Origin of the sequence: Mesorhizobium sp. M1217, from assembly GCF_040318275.1 — a bacterium.
Lineage (GTDB): Bacteria > Pseudomonadota > Alphaproteobacteria > Rhizobiales > Rhizobiaceae > Mesorhizobium.
Genome location: NZ_JAMYMA010000001.1, coordinates 242,143 through 258,559, shown reverse-complemented (window position 1 = coordinate 258,559; position 16,417 = coordinate 242,143). Strand labels below are relative to the sequence as shown.

Sequence of the window (16,417 nt, the reverse complement as noted above, 5' to 3'; positions counted from 1 at the left end):
CAGATGTCGCCGAAAGGTATTGGAAAATGACCGACGAGAATGTGAAGACAGCAACCGCCAACAGCGGCGACCGGCGACGCATCAACGCGCTCAGCGAGATCGATCTGCCGCGCTATGTGCTGTTGCCCGGCGACCCGGACCGGGTGGACCTGATGGCCGGGCAGTGGGACGAGGCGAGGTTGATCGACCTGCCGCGGGGATATCGGGCCGCCTCCGGCACCTACAAGGGCGCGCGCATTGGCGCCGTCTCGACCATGGTGGGCGCGCCGTCGCTCGACTCCATCTTCGCTGACCTGGCACAACTGGGGGTCGATACATTCATCCGCGTCGGCACCTGCGGCACGCTGAAGGAGGATATCGCGACCGGCTCGCTGATCATCAATGATGCGTCGGTGCGGCTTGACGGCACGTCGCATTTCTACGTGCGCAACGAGTTTCCGGCTGCAGCTTCCTTCGAAGTCACCTTCTCGCTCGTCGACGCGGCCGTTGCCAACGGCGAGCCTTATCGAGTCGGAACCGGTTGCACGAGCGGCTCCTTTTTCGCCGGACAGGGCCGTCCTGCATTCAACGGTTACATCTCGCTCGAAGGCGAGCGTATCTTCGAGGAGATGAAGCGCGCCGGCATTCTGAATTTCGAGATGGAGACGGCGGCGCTGCTGACGTTGTCGCGGCTGTACGGCTTCCGGGCCGGCTCGGTCTGCTCCGTCATCGCAAACCGCATCACGGGCGTCTGGGGCGAGAGCGGCGGAGTGGCGCGGGCCTGCCAGGTCGCGGCGGATGCCGTCAAACGGTTGACGGAGTGGGATCGCAAGGCGAGACAGGCCGGACACGCGAACATAACGTCACTCGACTTCTAGTGCGATAATCCGCTCGGCGGATCCGCCGGGCAAGCACCTAAAACAATGATGGATGGGAGATGGTGATGGTTGATCCAGTCACTATGCCGACGCTTATTGCTAAAAGCATTCTGCTTGAGGAGGGAATGGTGCGCATCCTCGACCGACGCATCTTTCCGTTGAAGACGGAATATGTCGATTGCCGCGACTTCGAAGACGTCGCCGTCGCTATCGAGCAGATGGTCACCCAAAGCAGCGGACCGTTCTTTGCCGCGAGCGCCGGCTTCGTGCTTGCGGCCCGGCGGGCGGAAGTGCTCCTCACGGTGAACGAGCGTTTGGAACTGCTCTCGCGCGCTGCCGAACGTTTGCTGAGGACGCGACCCACGAACAACAACATCAGAGATGTGATCACGTCTCTCCTGGCGGAAGCACGCGCGGTTGCCGGGGAGGAAAAGCTTGGCGAACGCGTCGAGGCGATGGCCCGGCAGGCTTGGGCGAGGCAGCACGAACACAGCCGCAACCTTGGCGAAAATGCCGCAAAACTGATCGAGGACGGAGACACGATCCTGACGCACTGCTGGGGTGAATCGGGGATCATCGACGCGCTGGCGTCAGCCGTTCGCGCCGGCAAGCGGATCAAGGTGATCTGCACCGAGACCCGCCCCTACTTGCAGGGATCACGGCTGACCGCCCACAGCGTGGCGGAAATGGGCATCGAGGCAACGGTGATAACCGACAGCATGGCCGCCCATGCGATGGACCGCGGTATGGTCAACAAGTTGATGACTGCCGCCGATCGCGTCACCCTTTCGGGCCATGTGATCAACAAGGTCGGCACGCTCCAGCTCGCGATCGCCGCCAACAATTTTGACATCCCTTTCGTGGCGATGGTTCGGTTCCCGGACGCCAAGGCGTCCACGCCGAACGACGTTCGAATGGAGGAACGCGACGGGGAAGAGGTCCTGCACTGCCTGGGCATGCGCACGGCGACGCCGCTGGCCAGGGGCTGGTATCCGGCATTCGACGTGACCCCGCCCAGGCTGGTTTCGGCAATCGCGACTGCCGCAGGCGTTTTCGCCCCGACGATGATCCGCAACCATTTTGCAGAACCGGCGGCCTAATGGCAGGCGATCGGACAATTTGCCTGAAGGGCGGGCATGTGTGGCCGGGCGGTCACGCAGGCCTGGCGGAAGGCGGTATTCTGATCCGCGGACGCCGGATCATCTCTGTCCTGTCGCCGGCGGAAGCGGAAGCAGCCGCGATCGGTGCCGACGAGGTTATTGACGTATCCGGCATGGTGCTAATGCCGCCGTTTTTCGATTGCCATGTGCATTCGAACTCGACGCTCCTCAGAGGCACCGAGAACTCGCTGCCGCTGGAACTGTGGTCCTACTACGCGATCAACTATGGCCGGGAATTCACCGACGAAGCGGTACGCGTCGCGGCTCAACTGACCAATGTCGAAATGATCCGCAACGGCATCGGCGGCTACATCGACCACTTTCCGCAAACGCACCGGGCGGAATCGGCCCTGTCGGCGCATATCGAGTCCGGCCTGCGCATCGGGTTCGCGCCATTCTTCGCCGATATGTGGGATGAAGATATTCTCGACATACCGTTCGACCGGAAAGTTGTCGAGAAGATCGCGCCGCTAGCACCGAAGCGGCTCGAAGACATCTGGGCCGCCTATGTAGGGCTTGACGCCGAAATACGGCTCAAGGGTGACGGACGCGTGACGCTGCTTGCGGGCCCGAACTCCCCGCAGCGTTGCTCGCCGGCGCTCTGGACCTTGTGGCGAGACCTTCAGGACAGACTTGGGCTGGGTAGCCATACGCATCTGCTGGAAACCTTCCCCCAGGCGCAGGCCGCGCGAAAGCGTTGGCCGCAGGGTTTGATCCGGGCGTTGGCGGATGCCGGACTGCTTCACAGCAGGCTATCCGTCGGGCACGCCATCTGGCTCGAACCCGGCGAGTGCGAATTCCTCGCCTCGGCCGGGGTGACGGTTTCCTACAACCCGCTCAGCAACGGCATGCTTGGCTCCGGACGGAAGCGTGTCCGGGAGGATCTGGACGCAGGTCTAAACCTAGCGCTAGGCACGGATTGCTCCAACACCGGTGGCAGGCACGACCTCTTCGAGGTCATGCGCCACATGCTGATCTCGTCACGCGATCCGGGCACGGACTTCGACCGATGGCTTGCCCCGGTCGACGTCTTCAATGCCGCCACCACAGCCGGGGCGCGGGCGCTTGGCGGCTCGCAACCCACAGGTCTGCTTACTGCGAATTCCGCTGCCGACATTCTGGTGCTCGATCTGGAGGCCGCCGGAATGGCGGCCTCGTCGAAGAGCCTGAACTCCATTGTCGTCCACGCCGACCCACGCAACGTCCATTCACTCATGGTCGACGGCCGCTGGTTGCTGCGCAACGGGAAGATCACGACTCTCAATGAGAGTTCGGTGCTCGCTGACGCAAGGCGGCTGGCCGAGGACCTGCGCTCAGCTGCGGCAGAGCGCCGCGACGAGATTGCGAGCCTGCATGCCCCGTACGCCGCATGGCAACGAGGGGCATTCCCCGACCATCGATGTCCGGCATGCGGTCGAGGATCGGGGACCGACGCTTATCGATGCGGCTCGTCCTAGCCCATCCTGATCGCGAATTCATTCCAGCGGCATGGCGACGTCCGAGAGGTCGCCAGACGCCAACAACGAGCAGGAGCCGAAAATGTCCACTGAAGCTGCGAAGCGCGAAGAACTCGCCCGGGTCTATCGCGAGATGGATAGCGTCGGACTTATCTTTCTGGCAGCGGGCAATATTAGCGTCAGGTATCATGATTCTATGATCATCTCGCCGACCGGAGCCTCGGCAGCCTCGATCACGCCGGAGGCGTTTGTGCTTTCGGGCTTTGATGGACATTGCGCGGCCGGCATGCGCCCTTCCAGCGAATGGTCGATGCATGCCGCGATCTACAAAGCCTATCCGGAGGCGGACGCGGTGGTGCACACCCATTCGGACCATTGCGTTGCAATGGCGTGCACCGGGCAGGCGCTTCCGCCGTTCCACTACATGATCGCCGCTTTTGGCGGCAACGATGTGCGGTGCACACCCTATGTCACCTACGGGTCGCCGCAACTGGGCGAGGCGGCCGTGGAGGCCCTGGAACGCAGGACCGCATGTCTGCTCGGTAACCATGGCATGATCAGCCACGGCACATCGCTTCGGAAAGCGTTCAACGCCGCGCTGCGCCTGGAAATTCTTTGCCGCCAGTTCATCCAGACCCGGCAGGCGGGCAACGTGGTGATGCTGGGCCAAAGCGAACTCGACATCGCGATCGAACGGTACAAGAGCTATGGATGACGAGGGCGCGCCGCCCGATTAATCCAGTTGGAGGAATGCAGTCTCATGGCTGAGAAGCCGATCGGCATGAAGCGCGGGCTGGCTCACTACGGCGACGCGGGGTTCTCTCTCTTTCTGCGCAAGGCGTTCATCAAGGCGATGGGCTATTCCGACAGCGCGCTCGAGCGTCCGATCATCGGGATCACCAACACGTTTTCCGGCTACAACGCCTGCCACCGCTCGGTGCCGGACATGATCGAGGCGATCAAGCGCGGCGTCATGCTGGCTGGCGGTCTGCCGATCGAGTTTCCGATCGTGTCGATGCATGAGGCGTTTTCGCATCCGACCAGCATGTTCCTGCGCAATCTGATGGCGATGGACGCGGAGGAAATGATCCGCGCGCAGCCGATGGACGCCGTCGTGTTGATCGGCGGTTGCGACAAGACCGTTCCCGCACTCCTCATGGGCGCGGCAAGCGCCGATGTGCCAGCCATCCTGACCGTCACTGGCCCGATGATCACCGCCAGCCACAAGGGCGAGCGGCTTGGCGCCTGCACAGACTGCCGGCGCTTCTGGGGCCAGCACCGCGCCGGCGTGATCGATGCGAGCGAAATCGAGGAGATCGGCGACAAGCTGGCTCCCGGCCCCGGCACATGCATGGTCATGGGCACCGCCAGCACGATGGCGCTTGTCGCCGAGGCGCTCGGCATGATGCTGCCAGGCGGCGCTGCCATTCCCGCCGTCCATGCGGACCGGCTGCGCCACGCAGAGAGCACGGGCGAACGCGCTGTCGCGCTCGCGTCCGAACGGCTGCTGCCGTCTCAGATCATGACCCGACGGTCGATGACGAACGCCCTGCGCGTGCTGCAGGCGGTGGGCGGATCGACGAATGGCGTGATTCATCTGGCGGCTATCGCGGGACGGCTTGGCTTCGATCTCGACCTTGCCGAACTGGATCGGCTTGGCGTTGAAACGCCCGTTCTGGTGGACCTGAAGCCATCGGGCCAGCACTACATGGAGGATCTGTTCAAGGCAGGGGGACTGACTGCGATCCTGCGTGAAATCGAGCTTCTGATCGACAAGGAGTGCCTCACGGTCACGGGTCGAAGCCTCGGTGAGAACCTTGCCGCTCAACCCCAAGGCTGGCCGAATGACATCGTGCGTCCGATGAGAAACCCGATCCACAACGGGGGCGGGATACGTGTCCTGCGCGGCAACCTTGCACCCAACGGAGCGATTATAAAACAGGCGGCCGCGAGCCCGGCCCTGCTGAAACATTCGGGCCGGGCCGTGGTTTTCACCTCGCTCGAGGACATGGCCGCCCGAATCGATTCTGCCGATCTCGACGTCAAGGCGGACGATGTTCTCGTGTTGCAGAACGCCGGCCCAAAGGGCGCTCCCGGCATGCCGGAAGCCGGCTACATTCCCATTCCGCGCAAACTGGCCTCGTGCGGCGTGAAGGACATGGTGCGGATTTCGGACGCGCGCATGAGCGGCACCGCGTTCGGCGCCATCGTCCTGCACGTCTCGCCGGAAGCGGCGGTGGGAGGCCCTCTGGCGCTGGTGCGGGACGGCGACAATATCGAACTCGATGTCGAGCGCGGGGTCTTGGCCTTGCTCGTCGACGACGAACTGCTCCGGCAGCGCCGCGCCGAGTGGAACCCGCCAGCACACGTGGCTTCACGGCGAGGTTATGCAAGACTGTATTTCGAGCAGGTTCTTCAAGCCGAGGACGGTTGTGATTTCAATTTCCTGCGAGCGAAGCCGAAATTCTGAACGCAGGGCAGGGGCGTTCGTCGGTCACGCCGGCACATCACCTATTGCAGAATGCGTGACGGTCAGATCGCTTGCGCTATCTTGGCGATCCCGGAATCGATCTTGTTCTCCGGGACTTGCGACACTGCCATTCGCAGATAGTTGTTCCTTGGCCCATCCAGAAAGAACCGCGCGCCGGACTCGATCAGAATTCCACGCGCCGCCATCTCCCGGCAAAGTTCTCCGGCGTCTACCGAGGATGGGAACTCGGCCCAGAAAGACGCCGCCCCCTCATGATGTCGCAGGGTCACATAAGGAAGGTGGCGCTTCACCGACGCGAAAAAGATACTCGTTCGGCTTGCCAGCGTTTGCGACACGCGCCGAATATAAGAATGGTAGTAGCCACGGTCGATGAACATCGCGAGCGCTCTCTGAATGTTTCCGGGCGGATGGCGATGAACAAGCCGACGAATCGACCGAAGCTCCCTGATCACGACCGGCGCGGCGACGACGAAGCCAAGGCGAAGACCGGGAGCGACTGCTTTCGAGAGGCTGCCAATGTGAATAACCCGCCCCTCTCTATCGAGACTTTTGAGCGAGGGTGTCATCTTGCCGTAGCTGAGGAGTTCGGTCTCGTAGGTATCCTCTACGATGATCATGTCCCGTCGTTTCGCCAGATTGATTACTTTTTCCCGGCGTTCCAATGACATGACCGCTGTGGTCGGGCACTGATGCCCGGGCATCATGAAAGCCACATCACATTGCTTCAGTTCTGGCGAGAGACACACCCCTTCCTCATCGACCGGCAGACACACGCGGCCCGCTGAGGTTGCCGACACCATCTCGCTGACGTCCGGCAGTCCTGGGTTTTCAACGCCGATTGTAACACCCGGCTTGCTGAGGAGCTGAGCGACAAGATAGCGTCCTTCCTGTCCCCCCAATGTTACCAATATATCTTCCGGTTCGGCCCATATGCCGTGGTTGGGTAAAACGTGCCTTCTTAGGCTTTCTACGAGTTCGGCATCATCGCGATCGAACATGTCCCGGCCCCACTGCGCTATTTCTGACAGGCCCGATGCGCTGCGCTCGCACTGACGCCAGTGGAACGTGGGAAATGTGCTGAGATCGAATTGGCCATACTTGAAATTATGGGTGACCAGGGTTTTCGGAGCTTCCTCCGAACCACCGTTCGGATCGGGACGGCAAAGGCCGAGCCGCGCATTCCAGTCGAACGCATCCGACCCAGCCCCTGCCGGCACTGGGGCCGACTTCAGCGTGATCGTCGGGGCGACGAATACGCCGGAGCGATCCTTCGAAATGAGGTAACCTTGCTCGATGAGGGTAGTGATGGCGGAAATTGCCGTATTGCGACCGACGCCAAGATGCTCTGCGATTGCGCGGCTTGAGGGAACGCGAACCCCCTCCGGAATCTGTTTGCTATCTATCGCGTCGATAAACGACGCGACAAGTTGCATAGCCAGCGAACCCTTTGATCGCCTTGGTTGCGTGAGGAGATGTTCCCACACAAGCGTCGGGTCGCTTTTTCGCACGCTGTTGATGCCCAAGTGCGGCCTCGCTGATTTGCGACACTGGTTCCGTATTCAATAAAACTTGGTTCTTAGACGAAACGGGAGTGCCGGTCTATCTGTTCAGGATTGAAGTGGAGTCGCGCGTGATTGGATTAGTCGGACCATGCGGGCCATAGCGAACGTGACACCGCGCCTTCGTGTGACCGATTGCAACGATTTCGAGCGTCGCCCTCCAGAGGCGGACGCCAGGTTTCGAATCGCGGCGGGCACCGACACTCTTTAAGGCGCGCCTAGTATTGTGTCATGGGCAGAAAAGGGGTGTTGAGTGACATTGAATGGTTACGCTTTAAAAAATAGAATGAAATGGGGCACATATCATAGAGGCCGGCAATGTCAGTTTGTCCAATCTCGGTGTGGTTTAAAAACTGTATATAAATGATTGAAAAATATATGAATTTTGCCATTGCACCTATGATGGACTGGACGGACGTAGCGAAAGCAGCGTATATTCAAAAACTTAGCGGAATCAATTCCCCTAAGTTGTACTGTCGTTGTACTCGGATGGGGTAGCATCCTGTCGGTCATCTAGGGATTGCGGAACTCCAAGCGCAACGAAGCCACGGGAGCGCTGGCTACTTTGGAAGGCGCGTACTTCAGACAGTGCGATTTCGCGCCGCTGGAGGTAGGAAGCGAAGTCCTGGAGATGAACGCCTTTCCGAGCGCCCGGTGATCTTGCTTATGCAAATTGCAAGCCGGCCTCCGTGACGGGCTTACCTCCTGTCATACCGGTCTGGTCGACGCCGGACGCGATCGGCCTGGTCGTGCCCAATATGCCTTACGGCTCGCCGGCATGGCGAAGCTGGCCCGAATGCAGACCCCTATGATGTGCTACTGCTTCTGCGTAATGGCACGACGTCCGTTTACGCCAGCTATCCTGAATTTCATTCATGTAGGCATTGCGGTGATGTCATGCGATTGGCGCTCCGTTTGCGCCGCGCAGCGCCTACGCTGCGGTCAGACCTTCACCAGAGCGGCCGTCGCGTACATGAAGGCGACACCAGCCGCCAGGCCGCCCATGACCGGCGGCGTGAAGAAGGCATCGAGGCCCTTCTGGTTGCTGCGCATCAGATAGGCGCCGACCTCGACGATGACCTGCAGGATCGCGCCGGCGCCGATGGCGAGCGCAAGCGCCGACCATTGCGGCGCATAGGCGAGGCTGCCGAGCCACATGCCGAGAACGGCTGGCCCGCCGGCGAGCAAGGTCAGGCCGACGAACGTCCACAGCGGCGGCCGCTCCTTCAAGATCGGCGCGGCAATGCCAATGCCTTCGGTGACGTTGTGCAAGGTGAAGCCGAGCACCAGGAAAGTCCCGAGGCTTGCCGAGCCGGCGGCGAAGGCGGCGCCGATGGCAAGACCTTCGCCAAGATTGTGAAGGCCGATGCCGAGCGCGATATAGGTGGCCAACGCCAGCCCTGTCGGCGTGCCGCGCCGCCGGCCGATCGCCATCAGAACAAGAAAGCTGGCCAGGCCCGCCAGCACCACCATGACCGGTCCCTGGAATACAGCGGCTGCGGTTCCGACAAGGTCGAAGGATTCTTCGATCGTATCGACCAGCAGAAAGGCGAGAAGTCCGATGGTGAGCGCCAGCAGGAAGTTCATACCGCTTCGCCCGACACCGCGCAGCGCCGGGTAGAACAAGAGGCCAATTGCGACGGGCAGCATGCCGACGATGACGCCGACCAAACCCTGCAGCTTGAGCTGCCCCGCAGTGACGGTCGGCGTCGGAACGGCAACCGCGATCTCATGTTCGAAGGTCACCCCCGTATTGGTTACGACGTTGACTCTGTGTGTTTCGCCCAGAATCCACGGGAAAGGCAGGTTGATCCACGCCGTGGAGGCGCGCACGATCTCCCCCGGCGGGTCTTGGGTGAATTGCCAGTAGGCGCCGTCGACCTGAACTTGGGCGATTTTCATTGGTTCGGAACCGCCGGCCCGCACAAGCAGGTGAAGACCGGACGTGTCGAGCACGGTACGCTCGAACGTCAGCTTCTCGACAGGCGGCGCGCCATTTGAAAATCCTTGCATCGGATTGACGGCGATGATCCATGCCACCGCAATGGCGAGCGCTGCAAGAGGCAGGCCGATCCATAGCCAATGGGTGCGCGACCTTGCCGGCGAACCGGCTGCAACGATCTTGCTCATGCCAGCGCCTCGATGACGTCGAACATGCCCATCCAGCCGAGCTCGGTGAACTCGCTTTGATGCGCGTGGAACATGTAGAGGCCCGGTTCGTGCTCGGCGTAGGTGAATTCCAGGATGCCGCGCTGGCCCTGGCACTGCATGATGAGATCGACCGTTTTCAAGGTCGGCGTCAGCGTCGTGCCCTGATCGAAATAGTCGAAGAAATTTCCGTGCAGATGAAACGAGTTGATGAGATCAAATTCCAACACATTGACCAGATAGATGCGCACCGGCTTGCCTCGCACGATGCGGATCGGCGTCTTCGCATAGGCATGGGCGATGGTGTTGGCGGCGTAGAATTCGTTCTCCTCGTCGAAATTGGTGTCGAACCCGTTCATGACCATCACCAGTTCCTGCCAGCCAGCATTCTCGGGCGTATCGAGAAGCCGTGACCTGGCGACCTCCGCATGGTCCGGATGGCGATCCGGGTCCGGATCGATGACAAAGGCACCGTACATGCCTTTGTGGATGTGCCTTTTCAGCGGCAAGGCATGACAATGATAGAGATGGCAGCCAAACGGCCTGGCGTCGAATTCGTAGACGAACGCGCCACCCGGATCGACCAGCCCGGCGCCGGGAATTCCATCCATGCGGGCGGCATGGATGCCGTGGAAATGCATGGAGTGCGGATGCGAGCCGTCGTTCTGGAAGACGACGCGAATGCGCTCGCCTTCCTTGGCGCGTAGCGCCGGACCAGGCACGCGGCCGTTATATGTCCACGCCGGGAAGGTCACGCCGGGCGCAATCTCGATCGTCTTGTCCTCGGCCGTTATCTCGAACGTTCGCAGCGTCCGCCCGTCGGGCAGAACCGAGACCGTTCCCCGCTCCCAGTCCGTCAGCATCGCCGTCGGGTCAAAACCGTTGGCGGCGTTGTCCACCTCGCCGACGGTGACCATCGCGCCATGCGCATTCATGTGTTGTGGTGCAGCGTCGGCGGGGACCATCGCCGCCATGTCGTGACCAGCATGCGGGGCGGATTGGCCAAGCGCGCTCCGGGCCGCGATCGCCGTGCCGCCTACAGCGGCAAGACCTCCCGTAAGGATGGAACGTCGGCTTATTCGATCGCGCAACCATACACCGACATCGACCATCCCAAATTGTCCCGTAAATGCCGCTCGTTCGCCCAAGAATAGCGTTAGCTGTTAAATATAGCAACGGCTTAGTTTGTCAGGAACGTTGGGCTTTTGTGGCATGCTCCGAAGGGTGCCGGCTCAAGCCCGCGCATCCTTCACGATGCCGGCATCCGCGCTAAGCGTTTGCACGCAGATGTGTTCGATGTGGTGTAGCTGTCGATGTTATCAATTGCCGTCGCATGCGTTTCCTCCACTCTTAGGTGCAAGTGCGATCTGGAGCGGTCGCCGGCACGCGGCCGCTCCAACTATGAACGCCCGAAATGCCTCGAGCGTCTCAGCGCTGACGTGATGTTCGATTCCTTCAGCGTCAACCCGCGCCGTATTTGGACTTATCCCAAGGGCGCAAAGGAAGGCTTCGACAACCTGGTGACGTTCACGGCTCAATCGCGCCATTTTAATGCCTTCGTCCGTCAAGAACACGCCTCGGTAGCGTCGCTGCTGTATAAGCCCGTTGCAGGCCAGCCTTTTGAGCATCCCAGCCACAGTAGGTTGGGCGACGCCTAGCCTTCTCGCGATCTCGACCTGACGCGCTTCGCCATCAAGATCGATAAGATCCGCGATCAATTCGACATAGTCCTGCATGAGTTCGGTTCGCCGATTGTTGCGTACCTGGCGAAACCTCTCGACCTGAGCGTCGGCGTCCCTGACAACGTCCGAACGATTGTCCTCGTTTGGTCGCTCGGGGGTCGGGATCATTTCTTCTCCGATAAGGTCTCGGAATGTAACGAAAATATTATAGGCCTAGCGATGGGTTATGTCTCTGTTTGGGCCCTCGTGGAACTCTTGTCGACAGTTGCAGCAAGTTTGCCGCGGTAGACATGTAACCCTCGCTAGGCTGGACTGCCGTAGACAAGCTGGCTCACCATGGGCATCGTGCCGTCGCTGCTGGGCGATGGCGATGGCCACCTATGTGCAGTTGGCCGCTGCGCTTGCCAAACTCGACGGCTGGAGGAAGCGAGGGCTGCCGCTGCACGGGTGCTCGAACTTCATCCAACCTTTCGCTACAACCGGCAGTTTGGGCGCGTGAACTGCGCCCCAGCGCTCGCGGAAGCTCTTGGCTATGCGCTGCGGGCTGCTGGGCTGCCAGAGTAGCGCGACGCTGTCTTTCGGCACTGATCGAAAAGTGGACCTGCAAACACCCCCGCGAACTGTACACGACGTGTTCGGCTTAGCTGACGATGCTTTTTGTCCGTAATGGGCCGGTGTCGGCTACTGGGATCAGACAGCCGTTTGCTGAGAGTCAGCGCTGACCACTCACTAAGGGCCATCCGAGCTTATGACCCTACGGCGGATATGCTGAAGCGTGATTGCCGGTCATCGCCAGGATGATGACGAAGGTCGTCATTGGCGGACAACGTCATCGCGCTGATGCTGGGGCTACGGCACGGCACGCATGATCGCCCACGAGCCGCTCTATCACGCGCTGTCGCGGGTCTTCCGTGGCCACAACCTTGCAATTAGCGCGCCCTTTCTCGACGAGACAAGGGCCCCGTTCGTCTGCTCGAAAGTGAAAACGCGATCGACTACCGGGGCGAATGACGTTCCGACTCGATTTGGGTTGACCCTGCAGTGGGTTCAGGGTGCACATTGTTTGCCGCATGGACTTCGATATTTCGAACATCGGCATAGTGACGGCGGTCGCGGCGGGGGCGGTTTCGTTCCTGTCGCCCTGCGTGCTGCCGCTTGTGCCGGGCTATGTCTCCTTCATCGCAGGCAACTCGAGCGGCGCACGCGACGGGACCACCTCTGTCGATAAGCTCGGTGTGGCGTTGCTCAGCCTCTGCTTTATCCTCGGCTTCTCGACGGTGTTTGTAGCGCTCGGCGCCAGCGCCACAGCGCTGAGCCGGCTACTTCGCGCCTACAGCTATGAAGCGGGCATCGTCGGCGGAGTGGTGGTCATCCTGTTCGGCGTGTTCACGACCGGACTGCTGCGGCTTCCCTGGCTGGAGCGTGATGTCCGCTATCATGGCGGCATGTCTGGCGGCGGACCGTTGGGCGCTTATCTGCTGGGCCTCGCCTTCGCCTTCGGCTGGACGCCCTGCATCGGGCCGATCCTCGGCGCGATCCTGACGGTAAGCGCGGTGTCGGCAACCGCGACCGACGGCATAGTGCTGCTTTCGCTCTACTCGCTCGGGCTTGGCATCCCGTTTCTCCTGGCAGCGATCTTCACCAAGGCGCTGATGGGAAGCCTGCCGCGCATGCGCCGCGCCGGCCGAGTGCTACAGATTGCGGCGGGAGCCATCATGATCCTGATGGGTGTGGCGATGGCGACCGGCCAGATGACGTGGTTCGCCTTCTGGCTGCTCGAACGGTTTCCTGCCTTCGGGAGCATAGGATGATCGACAAGCCCGATGATCGCTCATGGCCAATGCTGTTGGCGGCCTTCGCGGTCGCGCTCGCGGCGAGCCTTACGGTGCTCTTTGTCGGCGAGGTGATGGGCCAGGTCCCGTGCAATCTCTGCTGGTTCCAGCGGGCATTCATGTTCCCGCTGGCGATCATCCTGGCGATCGCGTCCTACCGATCTGACGCCGGTGCATGGGTCTATGCAACGCCGCTCGCCGTCGGCGGATGGCTGGTCGCCGGCTTCCACACGCTGCTCTATGCCGGAATCATTCCGGAGGCGATCGAACCCTGCGGTGTCGGGCCGTCTTGTTCGAGCGCCGACATGACCATCCTCGGAGGGTGGCCCCTCCCGGCTTTGTCGGTTCTCGCATTCACCGCCATCATCGCCTGCCTGCTTCTCGCACGACGGAGATCCACATCATGAACCGCCGCGTCATCATTATCGGGACCGTCGCCCTCGCTGCCGCGGCATTTGCCGCCGCCGCGGCCTACTATCCGAGGAACACGGACGGGACAGCGCCGCAGGACGAGAGCAATCTCGTCCGCACCCATTCGCCCGTGATCGGCCCGGCCGACGCTCCGGTAACGATCGTCGAGTTCCTCGATCCCTCCTGCGAGGCGTGTCGGGCGTTCTATCCCATCGTGAAGCAGATCATGGGCGCCTTCCCAAACGAAACAAAACTTGTGATCCGCTATGCGTCGCTGCACGAAGGCTCGGACGAAGCCATTCGTATCCTCGAAGCCGCGCGCCTGCAGGACAAGTTCGAGCCGGTGCTGGAGAAGCTGTTCTTTGAACAGCCGCAATGGGCGGTCCATGGCGCCCCGGACCTGGAGAAGGCATGGACCTTCGCCGGCGAAGCCGGTCTTGATGTCGCCAAGGCGCGCGAGGATGCGAAAGCGCCGGCGATAACGGCCGTGCTTGGACAGGACATGGCCGACATGAAGGCGATCAATTTGCAGGGCACGCCGACTTTCTTCGTCAACGGCAAGCCGCTTCCCTCCTTTGGGCCTCAGCAGCTCAACGATCTCGTGGCGGCGGAAGTGACGGCCGCGCGGGTAGCTGCGCCGAGCCAGTGAACGGTTAGGACGACCTTGTTAGGGATATACGCTGCACGATTGCTGCTGCATCGTCGCCGGCTCCCATGACGAGTGCCGAAGCACGACTGCGCTGCCACGAGCGACCGACGAAGAACAAGCCCGACACCGGCGAGACGCCGTCCGCGTACAGGATCTTATTATCGGCATCCTTCGCCTCCGGAACTCGAAGCCAGTTGAAGTCGTCGCGGTAGCCGATCGCCCAGACGACCGCATCGACCTCGATGCGGGTTCCATCGGCGAGCGCCGCGATTCGTCCTTCCGCCCCGACCAGACGAGGTACGATGCAGACACTCGCCGCTCGAAGTGCGGGCAGGCTTCGGCCGCGATCCGGAAAAGGATCGGCGCGGCGCATGATGCGACCCGGCAAGCTGCCGGATCGCGCCCGCATCAGCCCCAGCTTCTTGAGCCACCACCAGACGCTTCGGCCGAGTATGCGCTCGGGAAAAAGCCGGCGCGGCTTGCCCACCGCAAGAAAGGTGTCGTTTGTCGCGGCAAGCTCCGCGGAAATGTCACGGCCCGACGCGCCGTCGCCGACGACCAGAACGCGGCCAGGCGGAGTACTTTGCGGATTCCGATAGCTCTCGGGATCGAACTGGACGACCGACGCGTCGAACCCGGCCGCGATCGCCGGGCGCGTGGGATTTTGGAAGCCCCCCGTGGCAACGACGACCGAACGGGATCGTGCCGTGCTGCCGTCGGACAGCATCGCAAGGAAGTCACCGCCGTCCCTGGTCAACTCGACCACGCGCACGCTGGTGGCGACCGGGAGCCGCCATCGGGCAGCATAGTCTTGCAGGTAGTCGGCGAATTCCTCGCGCGACGGATAACCATCCGGATCGTCGGCGAGCGGCAAGCCGGGAAGCGCGCTGAAGGCGCGAGGCGTGAACAGCGTCAAGGATTCGTATCGCTTGCGCCAACTGTCGCCGACCCGTGTCGACTGCTCGATGATGTAGAAATCCAGACTCCTGCGTTTTAGGTGATAGCCGGTTGCGAGGCCCGCCTGGCCGGCGCCGATCACAAGAACGTCGAGCCGGCCATCAGCCACCGACCAGCCTCTTCAGTTTCGCCAGCACCGTCTCGCGCGGCTCGTGCATGTCGAGCGTGCCCGCGAAACGCCCCTCGGCGTTCATCAGGATCACGCCCGCTGTGTGGTCCATCGTGTAGCCGCCACCGTCGGTCGGCACCTTGCGGTAGTAGGCGGCGAACGCCTTCACCGTGGCATCGGTTTCTGCCTGGTCGCCGCGAAGCGCGATGATGCGTGGGTCGAAGGCGGTCATGTATTCGGCAAGCACTGCCTGCGTATCGCGTTCCGGATCGACGGTAATGAACAGAGGCGTGAAGCGGTCGGCCGCCCGACCGAGTGCCGCCATCAGGTCGGTGAGCTCATAGAGCGTCGTGGGGCAGATGTCCGGGCAGTGGGTGAAGCCAAAGAAGACGAGATAAGGCTTGCCCGCCAGCTTCGCATTGTCGACCGACTCACCCTTGTGCGAGGTAAGGCTGAAGGGATCGCCGACGCGAGCGCTTCCCGTCGCGGTGCCCTCAGGCGCAGAACCAGTGTCCGGCAAAAGACCGCTGAATGCGATCAGTACGCCAGCCAGCACGGCGACCGCGGCCCAGGTGGCGATCCTGAACATCTTCACGCCGCTCACTTGGTATTGCCGTGTCCGGAATGGTCCTCGGTCGCGGCCACGCCCGTTTTCCTCTGGACAACGAAATCGACCTCGATCGCCCCGGCGTTTTCGAAGACGAGCGTGGCCGGGAATTTTTCACCGTCCTTCAACTGCCTGTCCGGCCCGATGAACATAATGTGCAGTTTCTCGACTTCGAAATCGACGGTCGCGCCTGGTTCGACCGCCAGCCCACCCTCAATGGGACGCATGCTGGCAACGCCGTTCTCGACGAGTGAACGATGGATTTCGGCGCGCTCGGCGATGGGCGACATCACCCGAACGAGACGGTCGGCCTCGGAACCACTGTTGGTCAGCGTCATATAACCGCTGGCCACGGGTGCGGAGGGCGGCGTCGGCCGCGACCACAGATGATTGATCTCGATCGGGCCGACCATGAAGTCGTGCGCCGAAGCCGCCCCGATAAGGGTGATGAATGCGGCGAGCGCCGCGGCAAGTCTCGTATGCAATGCTACTTCCCTC

The 16,417-nt window shown here is 61.8% G+C and carries 15 protein-coding genes and 1 pseudogene; 9 read left to right on the top strand and 7 right to left on the bottom strand.

Going from position 1 to position 16,417, the window contains the following annotated elements; all coding sequences use genetic code 11:
- The first annotated feature begins 26 nt into the window (after nucleotides 1-26).
- From NKH37_RS01375 to NKH37_RS01355, 5 genes are all read left to right on the top strand, one after another.
- Nucleotides 27-857: a nucleoside phosphorylase gene (locus tag NKH37_RS01375; RefSeq protein ID WP_353004463.1), complete on the top strand. Its 831-nt coding sequence runs from the start codon at nucleotides 27-29 to the stop codon at nucleotides 855-857.
- A 65-nt stretch (nucleotides 858-922) separates the two neighbouring features.
- Nucleotides 923-1,957, top strand: a complete 1,035-nt coding sequence (locus NKH37_RS01370) for a s-methyl-5-thioribose-1-phosphate isomerase (protein ID WP_353004466.1) — start codon at nucleotides 923-925, stop codon at nucleotides 1,955-1,957.
- Entirely contained in the window at nucleotides 1,957-3,474 is a 1,518-nt protein-coding gene (locus tag NKH37_RS01365) for an amidohydrolase family protein (protein WP_353004468.1), read from the top strand. Before NKH37_RS01370 ends, NKH37_RS01365 begins: the two co-directional genes overlap by 1 nt.
- Nucleotides 3,475-3,556: 82 nt before the next feature.
- A complete protein-coding gene (locus NKH37_RS01360) occupies nucleotides 3,557-4,189 on the top strand; it encodes a class II aldolase/adducin family protein (RefSeq protein ID WP_352850874.1) in 633 nt (210 codons plus the stop codon).
- Nucleotides 4,190-4,234: 45 nt separating this feature from the next.
- Nucleotides 4,235-5,944, top strand: coding sequence for an IlvD/Edd family dehydratase (locus NKH37_RS01355; protein ID WP_353004472.1), 1,710 nt, complete (start codon nucleotides 4,235-4,237; stop codon nucleotides 5,942-5,944).
- Between the two features lie 62 nt (nucleotides 5,945-6,006).
- Here NKH37_RS01355 and NKH37_RS01350 read toward each other — a convergent pair whose 3' ends face one another.
- The 4 genes from NKH37_RS01350 to mntR form a co-directional block, all read right to left on the bottom strand.
- Nucleotides 6,007-7,488 carry an aminotransferase-like domain-containing protein gene (locus tag NKH37_RS01350; protein ID WP_353004473.1) on the bottom strand — a complete coding sequence of 494 codons (1,482 nt, stop codon included), beginning with the start codon at nucleotides 7,486-7,488 and terminating at the stop codon, nucleotides 6,007-6,009.
- A 978-nt stretch (nucleotides 7,489-8,466) separates the two neighbouring features.
- On the bottom strand, nucleotides 8,467-9,654 hold the full coding sequence (locus NKH37_RS01345; protein ID WP_353004474.1) for a ZIP family metal transporter: 1,188 nt from the start codon (nucleotides 9,652-9,654) through the stop codon (nucleotides 8,467-8,469).
- Nucleotides 9,651-10,784, bottom strand: a complete 1,134-nt coding sequence (locus tag NKH37_RS01340) for a multicopper oxidase domain-containing protein (protein WP_353004475.1) — start codon at nucleotides 10,782-10,784, stop codon at nucleotides 9,651-9,653. The genes NKH37_RS01345 and NKH37_RS01340 overlap by 4 nt, the downstream gene beginning before the upstream one ends.
- Before the next feature lie 207 nt (nucleotides 10,785-10,991).
- Nucleotides 10,992-11,522, bottom strand: a complete 531-nt coding sequence (mntR, locus tag NKH37_RS01335) for a manganese-binding transcriptional regulator MntR (protein ID WP_353004476.1) — start codon at nucleotides 11,520-11,522, stop codon at nucleotides 10,992-10,994.
- Between the two features lie 208 nt (nucleotides 11,523-11,730).
- Between mntR and NKH37_RS01330 the strand changes: the two are divergent.
- From NKH37_RS01330 to NKH37_RS01315, 4 genes and pseudogenes are all read left to right on the top strand, one after another.
- A pseudogene (locus tag NKH37_RS01330) lies at nucleotides 11,731-11,918 on the top strand (transcriptional regulator); the annotation flags it as partial.
- Between the two features lie 506 nt (nucleotides 11,919-12,424).
- Nucleotides 12,425-13,165 (top strand): cytochrome c biogenesis CcdA family protein, encoded by a 741-nt coding sequence (locus NKH37_RS01325; RefSeq protein WP_353004479.1) that lies wholly within the window; start codon nucleotides 12,425-12,427, stop codon nucleotides 13,163-13,165.
- Entirely contained in the window at nucleotides 13,162-13,593 is a 432-nt protein-coding gene (locus NKH37_RS01320; RefSeq protein WP_353004481.1) for a disulfide bond formation protein B, read from the top strand. Before NKH37_RS01325 ends, NKH37_RS01320 begins: the two co-directional genes overlap by 4 nt.
- Nucleotides 13,590-14,246 carry a DsbA family protein gene (locus NKH37_RS01315; protein WP_353004483.1) on the top strand — a complete coding sequence of 219 codons (657 nt, stop codon included), beginning with the start codon at nucleotides 13,590-13,592 and terminating at the stop codon, nucleotides 14,244-14,246. Before NKH37_RS01320 ends, NKH37_RS01315 begins: the two co-directional genes overlap by 4 nt.
- Nucleotides 14,247-14,250: 4 nt before the next feature.
- Here NKH37_RS01315 and NKH37_RS01310 read toward each other — a convergent pair whose 3' ends face one another.
- From NKH37_RS01310 to NKH37_RS01300, 3 genes are read right to left on the bottom strand one after another with little or no spacing between them, the layout of a single operon-like run.
- Nucleotides 14,251-15,312, bottom strand: coding sequence for a flavin-containing monooxygenase (locus NKH37_RS01310; RefSeq protein ID WP_353004484.1), 1,062 nt, complete (start codon nucleotides 15,310-15,312; stop codon nucleotides 14,251-14,253).
- Nucleotides 15,305-15,916 (bottom strand): SCO family protein, encoded by a 612-nt coding sequence (locus tag NKH37_RS01305; RefSeq protein WP_353004485.1) that lies wholly within the window; start codon nucleotides 15,914-15,916, stop codon nucleotides 15,305-15,307. Before NKH37_RS01305 ends, NKH37_RS01310 begins: the two co-directional genes overlap by 8 nt.
- A complete protein-coding gene (locus tag NKH37_RS01300; protein ID WP_353004487.1) occupies nucleotides 15,913-16,404 on the bottom strand; it encodes a copper chaperone PCu(A)C in 492 nt (163 codons plus the stop codon). The genes NKH37_RS01305 and NKH37_RS01300 overlap by 4 nt, the downstream gene beginning before the upstream one ends.
- Nucleotides 16,405-16,417 lie beyond the last annotated feature (13 nt).

Bases quoted from the DNA above. Each gene is read 5' to 3' on its own strand.
- NKH37_RS01375 (WP_353004463.1), top strand. From the start codon at position 27: ATGACCGACGAGAATGTGAAGACAGCAACCGCCAACAGCGGCGACCGG.
- NKH37_RS01370 (WP_353004466.1), top strand. From the start codon at position 923: ATGGTTGATCCAGTCACTATGCCGACGCTTATTGCTAAAAGCATTCTG.
- NKH37_RS01365 (WP_353004468.1), top strand. From the start codon at position 1,957: ATGGCAGGCGATCGGACAATTTGCCTGAAGGGCGGGCATGTGTGGCCG.
- NKH37_RS01360 (WP_352850874.1), top strand. From the start codon at position 3,557: ATGTCCACTGAAGCTGCGAAGCGCGAAGAACTCGCCCGGGTCTATCGC.
- NKH37_RS01355 (WP_353004472.1), top strand. From the start codon at position 4,235: ATGGCTGAGAAGCCGATCGGCATGAAGCGCGGGCTGGCTCACTACGGC.
- NKH37_RS01345 (WP_353004474.1), bottom strand. From the start codon at position 9,654: ATGAGCAAGATCGTTGCAGCCGGTTCGCCGGCAAGGTCGCGCACCCAT.
- NKH37_RS01340 (WP_353004475.1), bottom strand. From the start codon at position 10,784: ATGGTCGATGTCGGTGTATGGTTGCGCGATCGAATAAGCCGACGTTCC.
- mntR (WP_353004476.1), bottom strand. From the start codon at position 11,522: ATGATCCCGACCCCCGAGCGACCAAACGAGGACAATCGTTCGGACGTT.
- NKH37_RS01325 (WP_353004479.1), top strand. From the start codon at position 12,425: ATGGACTTCGATATTTCGAACATCGGCATAGTGACGGCGGTCGCGGCG.
- NKH37_RS01320 (WP_353004481.1), top strand. From the start codon at position 13,162: ATGATCGACAAGCCCGATGATCGCTCATGGCCAATGCTGTTGGCGGCC.
- NKH37_RS01315 (WP_353004483.1), top strand. From the start codon at position 13,590: ATGAACCGCCGCGTCATCATTATCGGGACCGTCGCCCTCGCTGCCGCG.